This is a genomic window from Pontibacter rugosus (assembly GCF_042678745.1).
Lineage (GTDB): Bacteria > Bacteroidota > Bacteroidia > Cytophagales > Hymenobacteraceae > Pontibacter > Pontibacter rugosus.
The window spans coordinates 1-20,323 of record NZ_JBHTLD010000076.1 but is presented as its reverse complement, the minus strand read 5'-3'; the positions used below and the strand labels follow the sequence as shown (position 1 = coordinate 20,323).

21 protein-coding genes are annotated in these 20,323 nt (G+C 47.7%); 10 read left to right on the top strand and 11 right to left on the bottom strand.

The window, feature by feature from the left end; genetic code table 11:
- Window positions 1-52 precede the first annotated feature (52 nt).
- From ACFQ2O_RS10110 to ACFQ2O_RS10090, 5 genes are all read left to right on the top strand, one after another.
- The gene (locus ACFQ2O_RS10110) at window positions 53-349 is read left to right on the top strand and encodes a hypothetical protein (protein WP_377526732.1); all 297 of its coding nucleotides are present in this window, start codon (window positions 53-55) and stop codon (window positions 347-349) included.
- A gap of 322 nt (window positions 350-671) precedes the next feature.
- Complete coding sequence (locus ACFQ2O_RS10105) at window positions 672-1,784, top strand: DUF748 domain-containing protein (RefSeq protein ID WP_377526729.1); 1,113 nt, start codon at window positions 672-674, stop codon at window positions 1,782-1,784.
- 207 nt (window positions 1,785-1,991) lie between these two features.
- On the top strand, window positions 1,992-2,987 hold the full coding sequence (locus ACFQ2O_RS10100) for an aldo/keto reductase (protein WP_377526726.1): 996 nt from the start codon (window positions 1,992-1,994) through the stop codon (window positions 2,985-2,987).
- Between the two features lie 190 nt (window positions 2,988-3,177).
- A complete protein-coding gene (locus tag ACFQ2O_RS10095) occupies window positions 3,178-4,086 on the top strand; it encodes a hypothetical protein (RefSeq protein WP_377526723.1) in 909 nt (302 codons plus the stop codon).
- A 241-nt stretch (window positions 4,087-4,327) separates the two neighbouring features.
- On the top strand, window positions 4,328-5,416 hold the full coding sequence (locus tag ACFQ2O_RS10090) for an endonuclease/exonuclease/phosphatase family protein (RefSeq protein ID WP_377526718.1): 1,089 nt from the start codon (window positions 4,328-4,330) through the stop codon (window positions 5,414-5,416).
- Window position 5,417: 1 nt separating this feature from the next.
- On the opposite strand, the gene ACFQ2O_RS10085 is transcribed toward ACFQ2O_RS10090, so the two are convergent.
- The 3 genes from ACFQ2O_RS10085 to ACFQ2O_RS10075 form a co-directional block, all read right to left on the bottom strand.
- Entirely contained in the window at window positions 5,418-5,993 is a 576-nt protein-coding gene (locus ACFQ2O_RS10085) for a 5-formyltetrahydrofolate cyclo-ligase (protein ID WP_377526714.1), read from the bottom strand.
- Complete coding sequence (gene bshC, locus ACFQ2O_RS10080; RefSeq protein WP_377526710.1) at window positions 5,993-7,570, bottom strand: bacillithiol biosynthesis cysteine-adding enzyme BshC; 1,578 nt, start codon at window positions 7,568-7,570, stop codon at window positions 5,993-5,995. The genes ACFQ2O_RS10085 and bshC overlap by 1 nt, the downstream gene beginning before the upstream one ends.
- Before the next feature lie 581 nt (window positions 7,571-8,151).
- Entirely contained in the window at window positions 8,152-9,438 is a 1,287-nt protein-coding gene (locus tag ACFQ2O_RS10075) for an IS4 family transposase (protein ID WP_377526706.1), read from the bottom strand.
- A 320-nt stretch (window positions 9,439-9,758) separates the two neighbouring features.
- On the opposite strand from ACFQ2O_RS10075, the gene ACFQ2O_RS10070 reads away from it, so the two are divergent.
- The 3 genes from ACFQ2O_RS10070 (at window position 9,759) to ACFQ2O_RS10060 (ending at window position 12,323) form a co-directional block, all read left to right on the top strand.
- Window positions 9,759-11,411, top strand: coding sequence for a fatty acid--CoA ligase (locus ACFQ2O_RS10070; RefSeq protein ID WP_377526703.1), 1,653 nt, complete (start codon window positions 9,759-9,761; stop codon window positions 11,409-11,411).
- A 47-nt stretch (window positions 11,412-11,458) separates the two neighbouring features.
- Window positions 11,459-11,839 carry a PH domain-containing protein gene (locus ACFQ2O_RS10065; protein WP_377526698.1) on the top strand — a complete coding sequence of 127 codons (381 nt, stop codon included), beginning with the start codon at window positions 11,459-11,461 and terminating at the stop codon, window positions 11,837-11,839.
- A 112-nt stretch (window positions 11,840-11,951) separates the two neighbouring features.
- Entirely contained in the window at window positions 11,952-12,323 is a 372-nt protein-coding gene (locus ACFQ2O_RS10060; protein ID WP_377526694.1) for an endonuclease domain-containing protein, read from the top strand.
- A gap of 139 nt (window positions 12,324-12,462) precedes the next feature.
- Here the strand turns inward: ACFQ2O_RS10060 and rimO are convergent, their stop codons facing one another.
- From rimO to ACFQ2O_RS10025, 7 genes are all read right to left on the bottom strand, one after another.
- Window positions 12,463-13,776 (bottom strand): 30S ribosomal protein S12 methylthiotransferase RimO, encoded by a 1,314-nt coding sequence (gene rimO, locus ACFQ2O_RS10055; RefSeq protein ID WP_377526691.1) that lies wholly within the window; start codon window positions 13,774-13,776, stop codon window positions 12,463-12,465.
- Window positions 13,777-13,779: 3 nt separating this feature from the next.
- Complete coding sequence (locus tag ACFQ2O_RS10050) at window positions 13,780-14,331, bottom strand: carboxypeptidase-like regulatory domain-containing protein (RefSeq protein WP_377526688.1); 552 nt, start codon at window positions 14,329-14,331, stop codon at window positions 13,780-13,782.
- 10 nt (window positions 14,332-14,341) lie between these two features.
- The gene (ftsY, locus tag ACFQ2O_RS10045) at window positions 14,342-15,298 is read right to left on the bottom strand and encodes a signal recognition particle-docking protein FtsY (protein ID WP_377526685.1); all 957 of its coding nucleotides are present in this window, start codon (window positions 15,296-15,298) and stop codon (window positions 14,342-14,344) included.
- 112 nt (window positions 15,299-15,410) lie between these two features.
- Entirely contained in the window at window positions 15,411-15,566 is a 156-nt protein-coding gene (locus tag ACFQ2O_RS10040; RefSeq protein ID WP_377526682.1) for a DUF4295 domain-containing protein, read from the bottom strand.
- A 2-nt stretch (window positions 15,567-15,568) separates the two neighbouring features.
- Window positions 15,569-15,757 (bottom strand): 50S ribosomal protein L33, encoded by a 189-nt coding sequence (gene rpmG / locus ACFQ2O_RS10035; protein ID WP_377526678.1) that lies wholly within the window; start codon window positions 15,755-15,757, stop codon window positions 15,569-15,571.
- A gap of 316 nt (window positions 15,758-16,073) precedes the next feature.
- A complete protein-coding gene (gene rpmB, locus ACFQ2O_RS10030) occupies window positions 16,074-16,313 on the bottom strand; it encodes a 50S ribosomal protein L28 (RefSeq protein WP_377526675.1) in 240 nt (79 codons plus the stop codon).
- Window positions 16,314-16,462: 149 nt separating this feature from the next.
- On the bottom strand, window positions 16,463-16,624 hold the full coding sequence (locus ACFQ2O_RS10025) for a DUF5522 domain-containing protein (protein WP_377526672.1): 162 nt from the start codon (window positions 16,622-16,624) through the stop codon (window positions 16,463-16,465).
- A gap of 257 nt (window positions 16,625-16,881) precedes the next feature.
- On the opposite strand from ACFQ2O_RS10025, the gene rocD reads away from it, so the two are divergent.
- Both rocD and ACFQ2O_RS10015 read left to right on the top strand, forming a co-directional pair.
- A complete protein-coding gene (gene rocD / locus ACFQ2O_RS10020) occupies window positions 16,882-18,123 on the top strand; it encodes an ornithine--oxo-acid transaminase (protein WP_377526669.1) in 1,242 nt (413 codons plus the stop codon).
- A 226-nt stretch (window positions 18,124-18,349) separates the two neighbouring features.
- Entirely contained in the window at window positions 18,350-19,078 is a 729-nt protein-coding gene (locus ACFQ2O_RS10015) for a hypothetical protein (protein WP_377526666.1), read from the top strand.
- A 253-nt stretch (window positions 19,079-19,331) separates the two neighbouring features.
- Here the strand turns inward: ACFQ2O_RS10015 and ACFQ2O_RS10010 are convergent, their stop codons facing one another.
- Window positions 19,332-20,285, bottom strand: a complete 954-nt coding sequence (locus ACFQ2O_RS10010) for an asparagine synthetase A (RefSeq protein WP_377526663.1) — start codon at window positions 20,283-20,285, stop codon at window positions 19,332-19,334.
- Between the last annotated feature and the right edge of the window lie 38 nt (window positions 20,286-20,323).

Genomic DNA, 20,323 nt, shown 5'->3' with positions numbered 1-20,323 from the left:
ATAAAGAACTACATTGCAGTAGAGGAAAAGCAACTCAGAAAATATTGATTATATGAAAAGCTTAATTAAAAAAGTTATAAAACCGTTTCTTCCTAAGTATGAAGTGGTTTGCACTACCTATCAGGTAATTCCGGGTATGCCTGTAAATGGTAATCACCAAAAACACACGTTTGAGAAAGGTGCCTCTGAAGAAGCAAGAAGCTTCTACGTGAAGGTTTTGAACTCTGACATGACCAAAGCCATGGCTCCGGTAGAGGTGCACCTGAAGCGCCGTGGCAAGACAATCGAAAAGCAAAACTTCGGCCCTGTAGACGAGCTAAAGAAATTCAACATTGTATACAAAGGCTAACAAGCTTTACCATATCCCACAAAACGCCCTTCCGAACCACGGAAGGGCGTTTTGTTTTTATGACCACCGCTACCTGACCTTTTAATGCCTTAAGGTAATAAGCTTTGGTGCCTGGTTTAGGAAATTTAACGCCCAGACCTAAAACTCTACTCAGGATCTTCAACTCTGCAAGCAACATTCTCGTTCTTTATGTGGCCTCATTCGCACTTAAAAGCCTGAGCCTATGGCAACAGCACAGCTGCCTGTCTGCAGGAATCACAAGAATCTTCCTGTATATAAGCAGCAGTCTTACTTCTTGCCACAGTTTTAACACAGAAAACTTATGTACCTCAAGAAATCATATAAAATCGCCATTGCCATAGTTCTGCTGCTAATTGCAGTAAGGGTAGCACTGCCTTACATTGTAAAGGACTATGTAAACAAGTCACTCGATGAAATGCCTGGCTACACTGGCCACGTAGAAGATATTGACCTGCACCTGTACCGGGGCGCCTACAAGATAGAGGGCCTGGTACTGACAGAGGAAAAAGGCAATCCCAAGTATCCTTTCCTGAAAATAGCACAGACGGATCTTTCTATTGAGTGGCGTTCTCTTTTCAAAGGAGAGCTTGTAGGCGAAGTCGTGATGAATCGCCCTGTGATGAACATTGTAGCGGCACCAGCCACTAAAGAAGCGCAACAGCAAACCACACAAGACGACTGGACACAAGTGGTAAAAGACCTGATGCCCATGACCATTAACCGCTTTGAGGTAAATAACGGCAGACTTGCCTATCTTGACTTTAGCGGCAGCCCCGACGTGAACATGCACATAGATAACATGCAGCTGGTGGCCCTGAATCTGGCCAATGTAGAGAATAACCGGACTGCCTTACCCTCTACCATAACGGTTACGGGCAAATCGGTAGGCGGCGGCTTACTGAAGAGCGATATGCGGGCGAACCTGCTTAAAGAAACGCCAGACCTGGACGTTAACATGCAACTCACGCACGTGGCCCTGACCAGCCTGAACGACTTTATAAAATCAAGCGCAAAGTTTGATGTGGAGAGAGGCAAATTGGATTTGTATACCAAGTTTAAAGTTACCGATGGGCAATTGGATGGCTATGTAAAGCCTTTCCTGGAGAACGTAAAGGTGCTGGACTGGAAGAAGGACAAGAAAGAGGATGGCTTTCTGCATGCCGCCAAAGAAGCAGTAATCGGTATTTTTGCCGAAGCGGCAGAAAACCAGGAACGCGACCAGATCGCCACGCAGATACCTATTTCAGGAAGTTTAGACAACCCCGACACCAATACCTGGAAAACTGTTTTGAACGTGCTGCGCCATGCCTACATTGATGCATTCAACAAGAGCCTGGAGAATGAACTGGGCCGCAGCAGCAATAAGCAGGACAAGAAAGACAAAAAGGATAAGAAGAAAGAAAAGAAAAGCTGATCATACTTCTGTACTACAGGTGCCAGTGCCCGTCTTGCAGTATAATATACTCTAACTACAGCGGCTATCTGTCTTGTAGCATGCTGCGTGTGTCGCTTTGCCTGCACCTTCTCGGCCTGTTTGTAAACATATCATACCCTTAGGCGTTTTTACATACTTCAGGAATATCATATCCGACACATTTTATACTTACAACAAGAAACAAACATGGAATACAGAAAACTTGGCAAATCAGACTTAGAGATATCCGTCGTAACTTTTGGCGCATGGGCAGCAGGCGGCTGGATGTGGGGCGGCACAGAACGTAAAGATGCCGTAGAGGCCATCAGAGCTTCGTATGATTTAGGTGTAACCTCTATCGACACAGCCCCTATTTATGGCCAGGGCACCAGCGAAGAAATTGTGGGCGAAGCCATCAAAGGTCTGTCGCGCGACAAAGTACAGATCCTGACTAAGTATGGCATGCGCTGGGACCTGAACAAAGGTGAGCTAGCCATGAAGAGCCAGGACAACAATGGCAATGAAATAGACGTGCACAAGTATGCCGGCCGCGAGAGTATCATCAAAGAGTGCGAAGACAGCCTGCGCCGCCTCGGCACCGACTACATTGACCTTTACCAGATACACTGGCCAGACGTAACCACTCCTATTGAGGAAACCATGGAAGCCGTGGCACAGCTGATAAAAGAAGGCAAGGTGCGCCATGCTGGTGTTTGCAACTATGATGTAGCACAGATGAAGGAGGCAGAGAAGTATGTGCAGCTTGTCTCTAACCAGGTGCCTTACAGCATGGTAAAACGCGACATTGAAGCGGATGTAGTGCCTTACTGCCTGGACAATAACAAGTCTATACTTGCCTACAGCCCACTGGAGCGCGGCCTGTTAACCGGCAAAATGAAGCCCGGCTATACGTTCAGCGAAGGCGACCACCGCGCTAACTTATACTTCTTTAAAGACGAGAACCTGAAGCGAACCGATGAGTTCCTGCAGAAAATAAAGCCACTGGCCGACGACAAAAACGCCACACTGGCCCAACTGGTTGTCCGCTGGACGGTGGAGCAGCCCGGCATTACCATTGCCCTGGTAGGTGCCCGCAACGCCGACCAAGCCACGCAAAATGCCAAAGCGCTTAACTTAAAGCTGAGCCAGGACGAGATCAAGTTCATCACCGATGAGCTGAACAAGCTGGAACTGGTGAAGTAAAATATAAGCCATTGGTTTATACTTGATGAAAGGCAGCTGCTCCGGTGGCTGCCTTTTTAATTGCCCTACAATTCAACAGCTATTTTGGCTATATTACGGTACTGCAAAACTGTAGAAGTATAAATCTTAACCCACCATAAAAGAGCACGAGACGAGCGAAACCTTTGCCTATATAAAGTATGAAGGAGAGTTGGTAAGAGATGGTTTCCTGGATGCCAGGAAAGCAGGTGAAGCACTTACAGGGATGGATGAAGCCATACGATTCTTTCTGTATCAAGAAGATGCTTCGCTGCAAGCGGCTGATTTTGAAATACCCGTCTGCATCAGGAAAGGAAGCTGGGAGGCTGTATTTGTAGAAGACATCGATGCCCAAATCTTAAAAACGACAACTACGTGGGGTGCCAGTAAATATTTTGGTACTGCCTTAGCAGAAGCCGCTAAAAGCAATTTTAAGGAGTTAGGATTTAAGGATGTGTTTAAGAGTGCCTTTAAGGGTATGACATGGGTGATTAAGATAGCTAAACACCTTGGCTCCATCACCAAAAAGAAGGTTGAACACCTGGAGTTTACAGGTGACGGCAAGGTAGCAATCACTAATAATGAAGGAGAAACGCTGATTGTTCCGGCCCAATACTTAAAGCTATTTGCAGCCTGCCCAAATGATCTCTTCAAGAAACTGGCTAAAGTAATTGAGGAAGAACGGGAACTGGTTATAGGTTACAAGGATAGTAAGGATGCAAACTTTGTGAGCATAAACGCCAGCAAGAAGTACATCTTTATTCCCAATGAGGATGCGAACGAGACACTCTTCCCTGAACTGTTACACGACAGTTATGTAGAGCTGGAAGGGCATGTTTCCAGAGGAAATGAGAACTCCAATACGCTTGGCTTCTTGTATCAGGACCATGTGTTAACGTGCTACCCTCATGAAGGAAACATTAAAAATTACAAAGGCGCACTTTTTACGAATGCTGTTGTAAAAGGCTATGTAGATAGGTTAGATAAAAAAACTGGCGCTTTAATAGAGAAAAGGCCACGCATTAGGTTTGTAGAGATCACATCTACTGAGTTGGATAATAAGCAGCTTAAGCTCTTTTAAACCTATCCTTCTTGTGCTGCGGCTGGCACTAACATACATAACAGGTAGTAAAAGCTTGCTTTATACTTTGAAATTAAAGCCACATTCACTCACGCTTTTAGCCTTTGTTCCCATACCTGCCAATTTCAAAGCCAGACTCCTGTTCTTTAACCTCCACACACCGTATCCGTACTGCTACTCTACCTAGTATTATATTCACTAAACTTAATAAACCAGCTGCATCAAAATTCCACTTGCACCCATGAAGAAAGCAGCGATCACCATTATACAGGCAATAGGCGTATTTTCTATCCTTGCTTCAGCACTATCGCTGCTCCCTCTGGAAAATTGGTATGTAAGGGTATTCGATTTCCCTCGCATGCAGCTGCTCGCGCTAAGCCTGCTCTGTATTACACTTTACTTGTGGCTGGGCAGCAAGCACCGCAGGCGCGATAAAGTACTTTTAGTAGGTTTAAGCCTTGCCTCCATTTACCAGGCTATCAACATTTATCCTTATACTGCCTTGGCTCCTGTGCAGGTGAAGCAGGCAAAGCAGGACAACCGCCAAGAGAATGAGCTAAGCATTATGGTGTCGAACGTGCTCATGACGAACCAAAACTATGGTAAGCTGATGAGCCTGGTAAAGCAAAAGAACCCGGATATATTGCTACTGCTAGAGACGGACTCAGTTTGGCAGAATGCTTTAGAGCCTGTGACACAAAACTACCCTTACCGCGTTGAAATTCCGCTGCCGAACACCTATGGCATGCACTTGTATAGTCAGCTGCCGTTGCGCCAGAAAAGGGTCAAATACCTGTTGGAAAAGGAAATCCCATCTATCAAAACGTTTATAAAGCTGCGGAGCGGGATTTGGGTGGAGCTGCATGCTGTGCACCCTAAGCCACCTGTGCCCACCGAAGCGCCAAATTCAAAGAAGCGAGATGCCGAGATCGTGCTGGTTGCCTATGACATTGCTGATTCAGATTATCCGGTGGTGGTAGCCGGTGATTTTAACGATGTCGCCTGGTCGCGGACGACAGCGCTTTTTCAGGAGGTAAGTAAACTGCTGGACCCACGGGTGGGCAGAGGACTTTTCAGTACCTTTAACGCAAATTATCCGCCGCTTCGCTGGCCCCTCGACCACGTGTTTCACTCGGATCACTTTAAGCTGGTACAAATAGAACGGCTGCCTTATATTGGCTCTGACCATTTTCCTATCTACATCAAGCTAAGTTTTGCGCCGGAAAATGAGTACGAGCAAGAAGAGCCGGAAGCGGATGAAGACACACACGAAGAGGCCATGGAGACAATAGAAGAAGGAGTAGAAGCTGCTCAGGAAGAAGAAGAGTAGCTTAGCTCCTCTCCCACACCCCCTGCGGCATTACCACCGCATCCAGCGGCACGTCAAACGGATTAGGGTCGGCTATACTTACTACAGGCGGCTCCAAAGATAATCCCACTTTCAGCACATCAGAGCGGCAATCAGCCAGGAAGCGGTCGTAGAAACCTTTGCCGTAGCCTACGCGGTGCCCGGCCCTGTCGAAGGCAAGCAACGGAATCAGCACCACGTCTACCTCGCGGGCATGTATGGTTTGAGCATTTTGCGGCTCCGGTATACCCCAGCGGTTTTCTACAAGTATGGCTTCGTCCGTTAGGTGATGATGCGTCAGCACGTGCTGTTCCACATCCGTAACCGGCACCACCACCCGCACCTCCGGGTGCTCCAGTCGCAGTTGCTCAATAATAGGCCAGGTATTTACTTCGTTGTTTTTGATGATGGGCAGAAACACGTGCACTGTTTGCCCTGCCTGCAGCGGAAAATGCCTAAAAAACTGCTCGACTATACCTTGGCTGCGCCGCTGCACCTCTTCCTGTGGTAGTGCGCGGCGCTGCTGTAGCATTTGCCTGCGAAGATCCGCCTTCCGCATTACTCCTCCTCCAGAATCGTAAACTTAAACTCCAGCGGGTCGAATGCCTCTATCAAAGCAGGTATAAAATCTGGGTTGTTGGTTTTATAGGTAAGCAGGTTGTCTTTACGCTCCTGCAAAGTACCTCCCGGGAAAAGTTTATCCTTCAGGTTTTCCAGTTGCTTAAAAGTCTGCTCGTGCTTGTTATCGCGGGCTTTAGATATCTTCTTCTCCAGCATCTGCAGGGCATTGTGCGCCTTCTGCTCTTCGGCTCCCACGGCTTTCTCTAAAGTAGGATCTATTTCCTTCGCCAGCTTCTCTACCTCAGCAAAGGCAGCGGCTACAGCCTCACGCTGCGCAGTCAGGTCAATGTCCTCTTCGTGTATCTGGGCAGATAGCTGCTTTTTCAGCTCTTGATAATCCTGAAATAAATCCTGCGGCTGCAAGTCCAGCTTGTGCATGCGGTTGGCGTTGCTGCGGCTAATGTATAGCGCCGAGTTGCGCAGCATCAGCAGCGGGAAAGCTACTTTATAGGCAGCAAACAGTTTCTTCAGCTGGAACCAGTAGGCTACTTCTGCGCCTCCACCAATGTATGCCAGGTTCGGAAGTATAAGCTCCTCGAACAAGGGCCTAAGTATAACATTTGGGCTGAAGCGCTCCGGATGCTCCTGTGCCTCCTGCTGTATCTCCTCCAGTGTAAAGCTAAGGTCGGTGTTCAGGACTTTATACTTGTCCTCTTCCTGCACAATGCGCTCACGCAGCCCATCGGTCAGGTAAAACAGGTTAATTTCACGGGAGTATACCTGCGACTTATACCCAAGCTCCTCCAGTTGTGCACTTGCCTCCTCTACCAGCTTATTCGATAGCTGCTCTGTCAGTTCTTTCTCTATCACCGGCAGCAGCGCTTTTTTCAGCCCCGCGTGGTCACCATCTATACTTACCAAACCGTACGCACCAAACAGTTCATGTGTAATGGCACGGGTAGCATCTGCCAGGTTCTTGCTATTGCGGTATGCCTCCTCAAAAATCGGGTACGCCTCCGGTAGCTCTGTCAGCAGCTGCTCCATATCTTCTGTAGAGAATCGGCCTACAGCTCCTTTCTGCTCACTCTCCCAAGTATACTTCTTCCCGAACAGGTTAAAGTGGTTGATCTCGGCAAAGTCGTGGTCTTCCGTAGCCATCCAGTATACCGGCACAAAGTTGTAATCCGGGTACTTCTCCTGCAGTTGCTTGCAGGTGTTGATTGCCGTAACAATCTTGTAAATGAAGTATAACGGGCCGGTAAAGATATTGAGCTGATGGCCGGTGGTGATAGTGAAGGTATTCGACTGCTGCAGCAGGTCGATGTTTTGTTGCACCTTCGTGTTAACTTCTGATATGGAAGTATACTGCTCCTGCAGCGCCTGGTGCAGCGTCTGCCGCTGTGCTTCGCTGAAGCTTTTCTCCTTCAACTGGGCCTCGAAAGCCTCTAAAGTCGGGAAGTGGTTATAGAACGGTCGTAGCTGTTCGCCACGACAGAGGTAGTCCGTTATAGTTTGGGAGAATGCGCCGGTGGCAGCGTAGTCTATCTTGGTGATTTTCATGGTCTGTACTTCCATCTGCTTTGTAGCCGTAGGTTTAGCCCTTTTAACAGTTTCGCGGGAAATGTGTTGCAGCAAATTACTGCTTCGGCACAAAGTAAAGGTTTTATTTCCGGTTTTACAGATGAAACGATAGAAAGCAGGTGGCAGGATATGAGCAACGGTAGTAATGTTTTGAAGTATTATATGTGGTTATTGCTGAGTTTTCACCAGTACATTGCGTGTTGAGGGTTCTACTGAATTACTACTTTATTCCTGTCTAAGCTGGCGTGGTGCTGCCTATCCACGGCTTTAACTCTTACCTTTTCCATTGCAAGTTACTTGCGCTCCAAGTCCGCGAGGACTCGTTTTCCCACTCGACGCTGGGAGCTTTTCCTTTGCTACCCTTCGGTCGCAATGCCTGCGGCACCGGAAAAACTCGCATAGGCGCCTCGCAGAAAAACTGGGAAAGGCTTTTACTTCGAGCAGCTAAAACAGCTCCACTGCGCATAAAGCACACCTGCTCCAGCTACAGAATATAAACTTACTGAAGTAACGTTTCCAAGTTCCCCTCCTTGGATAAGGAGGGGTTAGGGGCAATGCCGTCAACTTAAGGAGATTCAAATAACGGGCCTCTTGTTGATGTGGAACTTGTAGTGGAGCTTTTGCCGCCTTTTGAAGCTCCTGCCGGGCCTAAGCGCCTCCTTCCTTCTCTTGATCTTTTCCTTCAGCCTCTCATACACCTGCTGTGCAGGCTCCTTTCCCATGAGCAGGCTGGCCAGGTTGTCCTTTACAAGCCCCAGCGCCACAGCCCTGTTGACTTTGTAGGTGTGCCTGTTGTGCTTGCCGGCCTGCTGCTGCTCCAGTTCCTGCTCTGCGTCCGCAATGAGCAGCGCGCTCAGGTTGGCGGCCAGCATGCGCGCCTCGAAATCCTGCCTGACGCCCAGCACCGTCCTGGCCGAGAAATTCTCCAGCTGCAGCACGTTCTTGTGGAAGTCTATGCCTGTCTCCACGGCCCACCTCTTGTGGTAGAGCTCCTGGAAGCGTGAGGCGTCCAGCTCCCGCAGGCTGGTCAGCAGGTACTCTGTCTCCCCGCCCGGCAGCTCCACCTTCACGCACCGCACCCGCAGCTTTGTCTGCCCGGGCTCCAGGTAAAGCCGCAGCTTCTTGCTGTGCAGGCGGTTGCCGCGCTCCAAATCCAGCTCCAGCAGCGCATCCTCTTCCGCCTGCCGGGCCAACTCGCTCACCTCGGCCAGGAAGCCGGCCCTGCAGCGCATCACAAACCAGAGCCCCTTGCTCTGCAGGCAGGCCATCAGCCACAGGCTGGGGTAGCCCCGGTCGAAGAGCAGCAGGCAGGGGGCGGCGGGGCAGAGCTCCCCCAGCCGGCGCAGGTGCTCGAGGGCCATCTCCGGCTCGCCTGCTTTGTAGCGGCCGAGCAGCGCGTCCACCACCAGCCCGTTCTCCACGTCGTAGAGCAGGCTGGTGCGCGCCATGGGCATGCTCTTGCCCTTGTTCTCGGCAAGGCCGAACTCCCCGATGAGGGCCGCGCTCTCCGGCAACTGCAGCGTTGACCCGTCAACGGCGAGCGTCAGGTAACCCTGCCACTTGCGGAAGTCCTCGTCGGCGTAGAACCGGCTCACCAGCCTGCGGTTCAGGGCAGTGAAGGCCTCCGCCTTCAGCTTGCTCCGGCACTTGGAGAAGGCCTGCTTGCTGTAGTCCAGTGAGGGCCCGATGAAGCGCTCGACAAACCGGCTCACCTCCACGCTCACGCTCTTGCTCACCAGGTTGATCTGGCTCACCACCAGCCCCACAAAAGTGAGCACCCTGTTCCTGGTGAAGTCCCGCTCGCTTTGCCGGTGCTCCTGCTTAAAACCCTCACTGCCTATCTCCTCCCGCAAATCCTCCAAAATCTGTAAATTCTTTTTTTTAGACCCATAAACATACGGTGTTTTTCTCCTTCTACGGATAAAGTCCTTAAGTTGACGGCATTGGGGGTTAGGGGTGGTTTGATGACAGCAGCTACAGAGTTAATACCTCTACCAGTTGCACAACGACGATTGCTACTACTACAAAGCAAGAACTGAATTAGCAGCAGAGCAATGCGCTAAATTTACCTCTCGCAACAGAACCTTTCATACTATAGTATAAAAACAACTGTGGCGTTGATAAAGCAAGATTACTAATGTCACTCAACTTAAAACCGACACCTATCACACTAAAACAAACTATGACCACTACCCGCATTTTGCCTCCAACCCCAGAAGCACACCAGTCGCAGTTGCTTATTCGCAGCATTTTTGAGCAATCGTTAAAGTATGAGCCAAACCGGGAGATTATTTACCGCGACCTGGTGCGCCACACGTACCTAGATTTTAACAAACGTGTAGCACGGCTGGCCCATGTGCTTACAAACCACTTACAAATAGCACAAGGCAAAACAGTTGCCTTTCTCGATTATGACAGCCACCGCTATCTGGAGGGCTACTTTGCCATACCTATGGTAGGAGCCGTGCTGCACATGATCAACTTCAGGCTATCGCCAGATGAAATTCTCTACACAATAAACCATGCCGAGGATGCAGTCATCTTTTGCCATGAAGATTTCCTGCCCATATTAGAGGGGATGCAAGGCAAGATGGAAACGGTGCAGCACATTGTACTTCTGTCTGATTCTGGTACCACACCGGAAACGTCTCTAACCTTGAGCGGTGAATATGAAGACCTGCTCCTACAGCAACCTGATACGTACGATTTCCCATACTTCAGCGAAGACTCTATTGCCACCACCTTCTACACCACCGGCACAACGGGTTTACCCAAGGGGGTTTACTTCTCGCACCGGCAGCTAGTACTCCATACCTTTGGGTTAGCTACAGCTTTAGGTGCCATGGACAACGCGCTGAAGATTGGCAGCAACGATGTGTACATGCCCATCACGCCTATGTTTCATGTGCATGCCTGGGGCTTTCCGTACTTGGCTACCTTTCTTGGGATGCAACAGGTCTACCCGGGGCGCTATGAACCTCCTATGCTCCTGAAGCTGGTGCTACAGGAAAAAGTAACGGTTTCTCATTGTGTGCCTACTATTTTGCAGATGCTGGTAAACCACCCGCAGGTAAAGACCTTTGACCTCACCAACTGGAAAGTAGTGATAGGCGGAAGTGCTTTACCACGGGGATTGGCCATGGCAGCCATGGACTTAGGTATAGAAATTATTACTGGCTACGGCATGTCTGAAACCTGCCCTGTACTCTCTCTCACCTACCTCAACCGAAAAACCATGAGCCATTTAACGGAAGAAGAAGAGGCTGACCTTCGGGTTAAAACAGGTCGTCCGATCCAGATGGTGGATATCAAATTGATGAACGAGGAGGGGCAACTCTTGCCTAGCGATGGTAAATCGACGGGAGAGATTGTAGTGCGGGCGCCTTGGCTCACACAGGGCTACTATAAAGATGAGGAGCGCAGCCATGAGCTGTGGCAGTACGGCTATCTGCACACCGGCGACATTGCTACCATTGCTCCGGATGGTGTGATTACTATCACAGACCGTAAGAAAGATGTGATTAAGTCTGGTGGAGAATGGATTTCTTCTTTGCTGATTGAGAGCCTGATTTCGCAGCACCCTGACGTGCAGGAAACAGCCGTGGTAGCCGTACCAGACCAACGCTGGCAGGAACGGCCATTGGCGCTGATCGTAGCCAAACCCGATACTAACTTAACGGACGAAGACCTTATCCGGCACATGGAGCAGTTCTCAGACAGTGGCAAAATCAGCCACTATGCGGTACCGAAGCAGTATAAATTTGTGTCTGAAATACCTAAAACAAGCGTAGGTAAAATAGACAAGAAGCGAATTAAAAAAGAACTGGAAGTATAAGCAGTGTCTTTGCTTATACTTTACCTAAACTTCAACAACATAAACCTATGGGACTACTAAGTGGAATGATGGGACACGCCTCGGAAGTGTCGATCGAGAAACTGGCAAAAGAATTTCAGCCAATCCTGATGGATACTGAGCAGATAGAGCGGGCTTACAAGCTGATCCGCGACATGCTGGTGTTCACCAATAAGCGTCTAATCCTGGTGAACAAGCAGGGCCTTACCGGCTCCAAAACCGATTACCAGAGCATCCCCTACAGCAGCATCAAGATGTTCTCCAAAGAAAGTGCCGGCATCGGTGATTTGGATGCGGAACTGAAGATATGGCTCACAGGTGAGTCGGAGCCAACAATTAAGCAGGACTTCCGGAAGGGGGATAACATCAATGAGGCTTATCGGGTGTTGAGTCGGCATGTTTTGAAGTGAGGGACTAGCCCTTCCTTCAAACTAGTTAAGCTCTATAGAGTAGCTTATTTAAGATTACCTACGGAACAATTCCCCTCCTCGGAGGGGTTAGGGGTGGGTTAATCGTGTATAGATGAAATTTAAAATCATCCCCTACAAGCCATACCTAAAGGAACTTGCAAAACAACTCCGCCAGAACAGCACACTTTCTGAAGTGCTGCTCTGGAACGAACTAAAGAATAAGCAACTAATAGGACTAGATTTTGATAGGCAGAAGCCACTGGACAGCTTTATCGTTGACTTTTACTGCAAAGAACTGATGTTAGCCATTGAAGTGGATGGAGATAGCCATGACTATACGTATGAGGAAGATGTGGCAAGGCAGCAAGCGCTTGAAAAGCTTGGTGTGAGTTTCTTAAGATTTGATGATGCGGAGGTTAAGCGAGATTTACCTAACGTGCTGCGAGCAATTGAGGCTTGGATTGTAGAGCACCAACAGGTGTAATTACCCACCCCTAGCCCCTCCCAAGAGGGGAATTCCTCTACTTGCTTTAGCTCATTTACCACAAAAAAAAGCCCCACAAGCTATACTTGCGGGGCTTTTTGATCTATTATCTTGTATCCTGATACTTATGTCCTGTGTCTTACAACACTACCTCACCATACAAGTCAAAGTCAGAAGAACCAGTAATCTTTATGTTAGCAAAGTCACCTAAGCGCACATAGGCATTATCAGCTGGCACGAGTACTTCGTTATCTACCTCAGGAGAGTCATACTGTGTACGGCCAACGAAGTAGCCGCTTTCTTTGCGGTCGAACAGCACTTTGAAGGTCTTGCCTACCTTCTCCTCGTTCATTTCCACAGAAATGCCCTGCTGCAACTCCATGATGGCATCCGCACGATCCTGCTTCACCTCTTCCGGCACGTTATCTTCCAGTGTAAAGGAGTGCGTGTTGTCTTCGTGTGAGTAAGTAAAGATACCAAGTCTGTCGAACTTTGTCTCTTCTACCCAATCATACAGTTCCTGGAAATCTTTATCGGTCTCACCTGGGTGGCCGGCAATCAAAGTAGTTCTTAGAGCGATGTCTGGCACGCGCTGGCGAATCTGGTCTACCAGCTCAATGGTACGGCGCTTGCTGATGCCACGGCGCATGGTTTTGAGCATGTTATCAGAAATGTGCTGCAGCGGCATGTCCATATACTTACAGATGTTGTCGCGCTCGTTCATCACATCAAACACTTCCATCGGAAACTGCGAAGGATAGGCATACTGCATTCTGATCCACTCGATGCCATTAACATCAGACAGGTTACGAAGCAGGTCGGCCAGCTTGCGCTCGCCATAGTGCTGCAGTCCGTAATAAGTTAAGTCTTGCGCAATTAGCACCAATTCTTTCGTGCCCATACTTGCCAGGCGCTTTGCCTCCTTTACCAGGTCCTCAATAGAGCGGTCTACGTGCTTGCCACGCATTAGCGGGATAGCACAGAAAGAGCAAGGGCGGTTACAGCCTTCGGCAATCTTAAAGTAAGCGTAATGCGAAGGCGTAGTTAACAGGCGCTCTCCAATCAGCTCGTGCTTATAGTCTGCCTCCAGCTTCTTCAGCAGTTGCGGCAGCTCCAGTGTACCGAAGTAGGCGTCCACCTGCGGAATTTCTACTTCTAAAGACTCTTTGTAGCGCTGCGACAAACACCCTGTTACATACAGCTTATCTATCTGACCGGCTTCTTTGGCATCGGCATAGCGCAGAATAGTATCAATGGATTCCTGCTTGGCATTATCGATAAAGCCGCAGGTGTTTACGATCACAATGTTAGAATCGTCTTTGTCAGACTCGTGCGCCACGTCAAACTCGTTGGCACGCAGCTGCCCCATCAACACTTCGGAGTCCACCAGGTTTTTTGAGCAACCCAATGTAACTACGTTTACTTTATCTTTCTTTAGTGTTCTTACTTTCACAGATTAATAACTTGCGTTGTAATTTATCAGAAACTCTACATCTGTTACCTGCCCTTGCTGCACCTCAACCGGAAAAATATTGTTCTCTCCGTCAAATAGGTTCGCATACAGCCCCTTCTCCTCTTTCGTGAAAAGGCTATACTTGCCGGGTCTCAGATTAACAGCAAAATTGCCATTAGCATCTGTAACAACCTGAGTGACTAAATTAGTTTGAATGTTGGTGTGAAATACACCGTCTTGTGTGTTTGCCTGATTGCCGTTAGTCAGTTTGTAGACGTAAACAGTGCGTTGCACTCCACGTTTACCTGAACTTTTGGGCGCATTGGGTGACGGCATCTGGTTACCAGACTGCATGACCACCCGACCAGCAACACCTTGTTTTATAGGAGCTTGTTGCTCCTGAAGCTGCCCCGTCTGCACTTGTGCAGGCAGTGCCTGTTGCTCTATACTTGTTTTTTCCATCTGGTCTTGTTGCGAAAGAGGTTGATGGGGTGTTTTGGCACCATTGCAACTTAAAAGTAGCATTGCCAGCGGAAGCAACAGGAAATTGGGCATAACGGTTTTATTAACGTGAAAAGAAAGCTTCTACAAACGCGTTCTTATCGAACAGTTGTAGATCTTCAATTTTCTCGCCAACTCCGATATATTTTACCGGAATTTTAAATTCATCTGAAATGCCAATTACTACACCGCCCTTGGCAGTACCGTCTAGCTTGGTAATTGCCAGTGCCGTAACATCAGTTGCTTTCGTAAATTCACGGGCCTGAAGGAGGGCATTTTGGCCTGTGCTGCCATCCAATACCAGCAACACCTCATGTGGGGTGTCTTCTGTTACTTTCTGCATCACGCGCTTGATCTTCGACAACTCATTCATCAGGCCTACCTTGTTGTGCAGTCGACCGGCAGTGTCAATAATTACCACATCGGCATTCATCTCCACACCTTTTTTCACAGCATCATAGGCTACTGAAGCAGGGTCAGTGTTCATGCCGTGCGATATCACCGGCACCCCCACACGCTCTCCCCAGATAATAAGCTGGTCTACGGCAGCAGCCCGGAACGTATCAGCGGCACCAAGTACCACCTGCTTGCCTGCCTTCTGAAACTGTGAGGCCAGCTTACCGATTGTCGTGGTTTTACCTACACCGTTCACCCCCACTACCATGATCACGTAAGGCTTTATATCCTTAGGCAGCTCAAAGTTAGCACCGTCACCGGCATTATTCTCCTCCAGCAACGCAGCAATCTCTTCGCGCAGGATACGATCCAGCTCGTCGGTACTTACGTACTTGTCACGTGCTACACGCTTCTCAATGCGGTCAATAATTTTTACCGTGGTCTCTACCCCTACATCGGCATGCACTAAAATCTCCTCCAGCTCATCGAGCACCTCCACGTCAACCGTGGATTTGCCCATTACAGCTTTGCTTAGCTGGCCGAAGAAGTTGGTCTTGGTTTTCTCAAGACCTTTGTCCAGCGATTCTTTTTTCTTCTCTTTACCAAAAAAGTCAAAAATTCCCATGCCGGTTATGATGTAGGGTGAATGCTATCAGGGTGATACGGTAATATACTAAAAAAGTCCCACCAGTGGGACTTCTTCATGTTATTCTATCTATAATGCAGCGTAAGCTGTCTTATTTCTTAGCAATGAACTCCTGTACTTTATCAACAGGCACCATTTCTTCTCTAAAGCTATAAGCACCAGTCTTAGGAGATTTTACTGCCTTAATCACTTTTGCCCAGTCTTTACCTGTAGCGGTTTTTAGGGTTGCAACTACCTTCTTAGCCATGGTTATTTAATTTCTTTGTGTACAGTTACTTTTTTCATCACAGAGTTATACTTCTTAAGCTCTAGACGCTCAGGCGTATTTTTTCTGTTTTTGGTAGTGATGTACCTTGAAGTTCCAGGTAGGCCAGAAGCTTTGTGCTCTGTGCACTCCATAATAACCTGGATTCTATTACCTTTTGCTTTTTTAGCCATCTCGACAGTAATTTTTTATTTAGGACTGCAAATATAAAAGCTTAAATCTCTAATTACAAACAAAGTATAAACTTTATTGTAAAACTTCTTTTAGAGGCTTTACACTTTTTACACTTGCTTTATTTCTTATTCCACTCGCTCCCTAAACAATAGGGAGGAATAGCAAAGGTTAAAAAAACGGCAACGGAGGGAAAGCAAATACAGCTTCTCTCCGTTGCCGGTATTTTATCTAAACTACCAGATGGCTTGCCCGGACTTATACTTATAGCCTGGTGCTCTATCAGCTACCAAGACCTGCACAGCCGGTAAACGGCCACTAGTACATTATGTAACCTTGCTCTACTGCTTTCTTCAACACGGCAGTAATACCGTTTTTGTTGATTGTTCTGATCGCAGATGTAGAAACCTTAAGCGTTACCCAAGCATCCTCTTCCGGGATGTAAAAACGCTTCTTCTGAAGGTTCGGGTAGAACTTACGCTTCGTTTTGTTATTAGCGTGAGAAACATTGTTACCTACGCGTGGTCTTTTACCTGTTAAGTCGCAAACTCGTGCCATCTTGTATTCTTTTCTGGTTTATTTCAATAGGGGTGCAAATATCTGCAAAAAGATACTAAATATCAAACCTATACCTAAAATTTTCCTTTGAATGTATACCATTCGTGCCAAAGCGGCCAATCAGGTAACAAACTTTATACTTTATGCTGTTACTTATCAGCTTGCTTCTGCTCTTTACGGAAGCCATAAGGACAATTTTTGCAGGCATTCTTACAACAGTATCCTCGCTTTAACAGATACTTTGCTGTAAGCACCATCAGGCCCTGTTCATTAAAGTAAAAGTCTTCCCCTTCTGTTAACTTTTGGCTCAAAGCTATCTTATTTTGTGTACTGCAAATATCACTAAATATGTGGCCGTAGCAAAAGTCATCCTAATTTCTACTGTTGGTCATTTAGTGCTTCCAGCCCTCCATTGGCTACGGGGCATTTGGCTGGTACTACTAGCAACTATACCTTCCAGGTTTTTAAGTCGCCTGCAAATCTGTATTTTTGACAACTCTAAACAGCTAATACTGTAAAAAGAAAAGGCAGCATGCCTGCCGATGTCAGAAGATCACAAAAGAAAACTATGAGCACTGAAACGATTAACACCAGCCAGCAAGCCATTGACATGGAGCACCAGTACGGTGCACACAACTACCACCCGCTTCCAGTAGTCCTGAGCCGCGGTGAAGGCGTGCATCTTTGGGATGTAGAGGGCAAGCATTACTTTGACTTCCTATCGGCTTATAGTGCGGTTAACCAAGGCCACTGCCATCCTAAAATCATCAATGCTTTAGTAGAGCAGGCTCAGCAGCTGACCTTAACTTCCCGCGCTTTTTACAATGATAAACTGGGCGTTGCCGAGAAGTACATCTGCGAGCATTTTAAGTATGACAAGGCACTTTTGATGAACTCTGGTGCCGAGGCTGTAGAGACGGCCATCAAGCTGGCGCGTAAGTGGGGCTACATGAAGAAGGGCATTGCACCGCATAACGCCGAGATTATAGTAGTGGAGCATAATTTCCATGGTCGCACCACCGGTATCATCTCTTTCTCGACCGACCCTGACTCTACAAAAGGATTTGGCCCTTATATGCCGGGCTATAAAGTGATTCAGTACAACGATATAGATGCACTGGAACAGGCGCTAAAAGAGAACCCGAATGTGTGCGGCTTTTTAGTGGAGCCAATTCAGGGCGAGGCTGGCGTGGTAGTACCTGATGAAGGCTATTTAGCAAAGGCTCACGCATTATGCAAAGAGTATGATGTACTGCTGATGGCCGATGAGATACAAACGGGTATTGGCCGCACAGGCAAAATACTGGCCAGTAAGTATGATGAGGTACATGCCGATATACTTATACTTGGTAAAGCGCTTTCAGGCGGTGTACTGCCTGTGTCTTGTGTGCTGGCCAATGATGATATTATGCTTTGCATACAGCCAGGGGAGCACGGCTCTACTTTTGGCGGCAACCCGTTGGCTGCCATGGTTGCTGTTGCAGCACTGGAGGTAATCAAGGACGAGAACCTGGTAGACAATGCACGTATTCTGGGGGAGGCTTTCCGGGCACGCATGCAACGCTTAATTGAAAAGCGCCCAGAGCTAGTTACACTGGTGCGCGGCAGAGGCTTGCTCAACGCCATTGTTATCAAGCCAACCGCTGATGGCCGCACAGCCTGGGATGTTTGTGTAGAACTGATGAATAAAGGGCTGCTGGCAAAGCCAACTCACGGCGACATTATCCGCTTTGCACCGCCGCTTGTCATCACTGAAGAGCAACTACAGGAGTGCTGTGATATCATTGAAGAAGTAATACTGAATTTTTAGTTTTGAGACGTTAAACACTAGACTATCAAAGTATGAAAGGCAGGGGCGTAAGCTTCTGCCTTTTTTTATGTCTCCCCTAACTCACATGAACTACTACGCTGGTAGCTGTTCATACATTCGCCCCCGCAGAAGCACTCCCTCCTAAATTCCCAGCTTCTTCTTCATCAACTGGCACTATATATGCTATCTCTATACTTATAAGTAATTCACTACCAAATGCAAAACTATGAAGAAGTATCTTTTAGCTACTCTGCTGGTCGGAGCGCTGGCTATGCAATCCTGCACTGTTCCACAAATGGCCGTGGAGCCGAACTTTAAGCAACAGGCACAGGAACTACCTGTAGAAGGCCGTAAAACCTTGAAGCCGAATGGCAACTTCAGGATTGGAGACTATACTGTAGCCAATGTACATAAAGGTTGGAACAACAGTGGCGGGTTTGATATTTTAGGTTATGAGAATGTAAAGTCTAAGCAGCAGTATGAGTTTAACCTCCAAAGCAGCCAGGGAAGCGAGTGGTACGTGTTTGGCGCTAGTAAGCTCCACGAGAAAAACCTGAAGTCTACCAACGGTAGCAGCATTCGCCTCTCTCCCAACCTCGAGTATTACTCCAGCCATTTCACCTCTCCTGAGAGTGGGCAATGGCATCTAATTACCGCAGATCCGGGGTACTATCAGGACCGCAAGCGTTTTGACGGTGCCTTATCTAATGGCAGCACCATTTACACAGTTTCTCCGGTGTACAAATTTGAAGGTAAAAATCTGCCTCTGCCTGATGTGGTGGGGTATGAATTTAAGTCTGGTGACAAGGTACTAGGTGCGGTTCAAGTACTCAACAACGGCAAAGCATGGGTGCAGCCTAACCTTAGCACTGATACACGGATGGTCTTAACGAGCGCCATGGCATCCTTGCTGCTTTACGAAAAGCTTCAAGAGTCAAACACATCTGTTGAGTAGGCCACGCCCGCTTGCAACTACCTATGCAAGTACAGAACTTTGTTTATAGTACTTACTATTTCAATGGCTCTGCTCATTACAAGCCTATATAGGTTCAGTTTTTCGTGATAGCCTAAGACAAACAAAAAGGCCTGCAATAGTATGGCAGGCCTTTTAAATCAACTTAATTAACTCATTTAAACTATCATTCTCAGAATTGCCCGCATTATCGCCATGCTCATCCATATTTTATCTTTTAGCATGACTTAAACTTTTAAAAAATTGCTTTCGCAAAAGGTTTGCGAGAGAATACAGTTGCTTCGTCTACATCTTTTAAGCGGCAGATAAAGCGTGTCATTCGTTCAACACCAAATCCAGCACCGGCTGTCTTTGGAATACCTCCTTCTTTAGCTATCTCCAGGTAGTTTGCAAACACATCTTCACTTGTGCCTACCTCGGCCATGCGTTTACGAATTTGCCGGTATTCATGCTCACGCTCTGCACCGGATAATCCTTCGCCATAACCCTCCGGCCAGATTAAGTCATAATTTAAGTACGTGCCCCGCTTTTTTGGATCTTCTTTGTCATAAAACTCACGCTTGTGGTTCAGCAGCCAGAATGGTACTGTGGCTTCTTTTGATTTGAGATGCTCATATTCGGGACCAAAAGCTGCCTCCAGCTTTTCTGTACGGCAAACCTCCCATTTCTCGTACTGTGGCAGAAGTTCTCCTCTTAGCTCCATGATAGTTTCCGGCAGTTCTTCGTTTAGGCGGCGGAACACGAAGTTTACGAGCTCCTCCATAAATTCCATCACAAAAAAGCGGTCTTTCCCCTTGAACTCGAAATCAACCTGGGTGAACTCAAAAAGATGGCGGCCAGTATCTGCTCGGTCAGCGAACTCCAGACGCACGTTCGGGGAAACAATGTAAATGCTATCTAAGGCCGGGTTCATCAAAGCCAGCTGCTTATGGAAGATCATCGACTTTGTCAGGCTCCACCGCTGCTCTGCATACCCTATGGTGGCATCTACCACGCCATGGTTTAGCGGGTCGGTGATAGGAGATAGCATAAGCGGCATGAGCTGCGTTAGCCCTTTCTTAAACATGAAATCATGGGTAGCACGCACTATGCCTTGCTGCACTCGCAGTATCTTAGGCAGCTCGGCACGCTTCAAATGGTTAACCGTATAATCAACCACTGTTGCTTCTTTTGTAATTTCAAGCTCCATATTTTACAAACTTGTTAAATAATTCATACTTTATACAG

Bases quoted from the DNA above. Each gene is read 5' to 3' on its own strand.
- ACFQ2O_RS10105 (WP_377526729.1), top strand. From the start codon at position 672: ATGTACCTCAAGAAATCATATAAAATCGCCATTGCCATAGTTCTGCTG.
- ACFQ2O_RS10100 (WP_377526726.1), top strand. From the start codon at position 1,992: ATGGAATACAGAAAACTTGGCAAATCAGACTTAGAGATATCCGTCGTA.
- ACFQ2O_RS10090 (WP_377526718.1), top strand. From the start codon at position 4,328: ATGAAGAAAGCAGCGATCACCATTATACAGGCAATAGGCGTATTTTCT.
- ACFQ2O_RS10065 (WP_377526698.1), top strand. From the start codon at position 11,459: ATGGGACTACTAAGTGGAATGATGGGACACGCCTCGGAAGTGTCGATC.
- bshC (WP_377526710.1), bottom strand. From the start codon at position 7,570: ATGGAAGTACAGACCATGAAAATCACCAAGATAGACTACGCTGCCACC.
- ACFQ2O_RS10060 (WP_377526694.1), top strand. From the start codon at position 11,952: ATGAAATTTAAAATCATCCCCTACAAGCCATACCTAAAGGAACTTGCA.
- ACFQ2O_RS10015 (WP_377526666.1), top strand. From the start codon at position 18,350: ATGAAGAAGTATCTTTTAGCTACTCTGCTGGTCGGAGCGCTGGCTATG.
- rpmG (WP_377526678.1), bottom strand. From the start codon at position 15,757: ATGGCTAAAAAAGCAAAAGGTAATAGAATCCAGGTTATTATGGAGTGC.
- ACFQ2O_RS10040 (WP_377526682.1), bottom strand. From the start codon at position 15,566: ATGGCTAAGAAGGTAGTTGCAACCCTAAAAACCGCTACAGGTAAAGAC.
- rocD (WP_377526669.1), top strand. From the start codon at position 16,882: ATGAGCACTGAAACGATTAACACCAGCCAGCAAGCCATTGACATGGAG.
- ACFQ2O_RS10085 (WP_377526714.1), bottom strand. From the start codon at position 5,993: ATGCGGAAGGCGGATCTTCGCAGGCAAATGCTACAGCAGCGCCGCGCA.
- rpmB (WP_377526675.1), bottom strand. From the start codon at position 16,313: ATGGCACGAGTTTGCGACTTAACAGGTAAAAGACCACGCGTAGGTAAC.
- ACFQ2O_RS10110 (WP_377526732.1), top strand. From the start codon at position 53: ATGAAAAGCTTAATTAAAAAAGTTATAAAACCGTTTCTTCCTAAGTAT.
- ACFQ2O_RS10010 (WP_377526663.1), bottom strand. From the start codon at position 20,285: ATGGAGCTTGAAATTACAAAAGAAGCAACAGTGGTTGATTATACGGTT.
- ftsY (WP_377526685.1), bottom strand. From the start codon at position 15,298: ATGGGAATTTTTGACTTTTTTGGTAAAGAGAAGAAAAAAGAATCGCTG.
- ACFQ2O_RS10050 (WP_377526688.1), bottom strand. From the start codon at position 14,331: ATGCCCAATTTCCTGTTGCTTCCGCTGGCAATGCTACTTTTAAGTTGC.
- ACFQ2O_RS10070 (WP_377526703.1), top strand. From the start codon at position 9,759: ATGACCACTACCCGCATTTTGCCTCCAACCCCAGAAGCACACCAGTCG.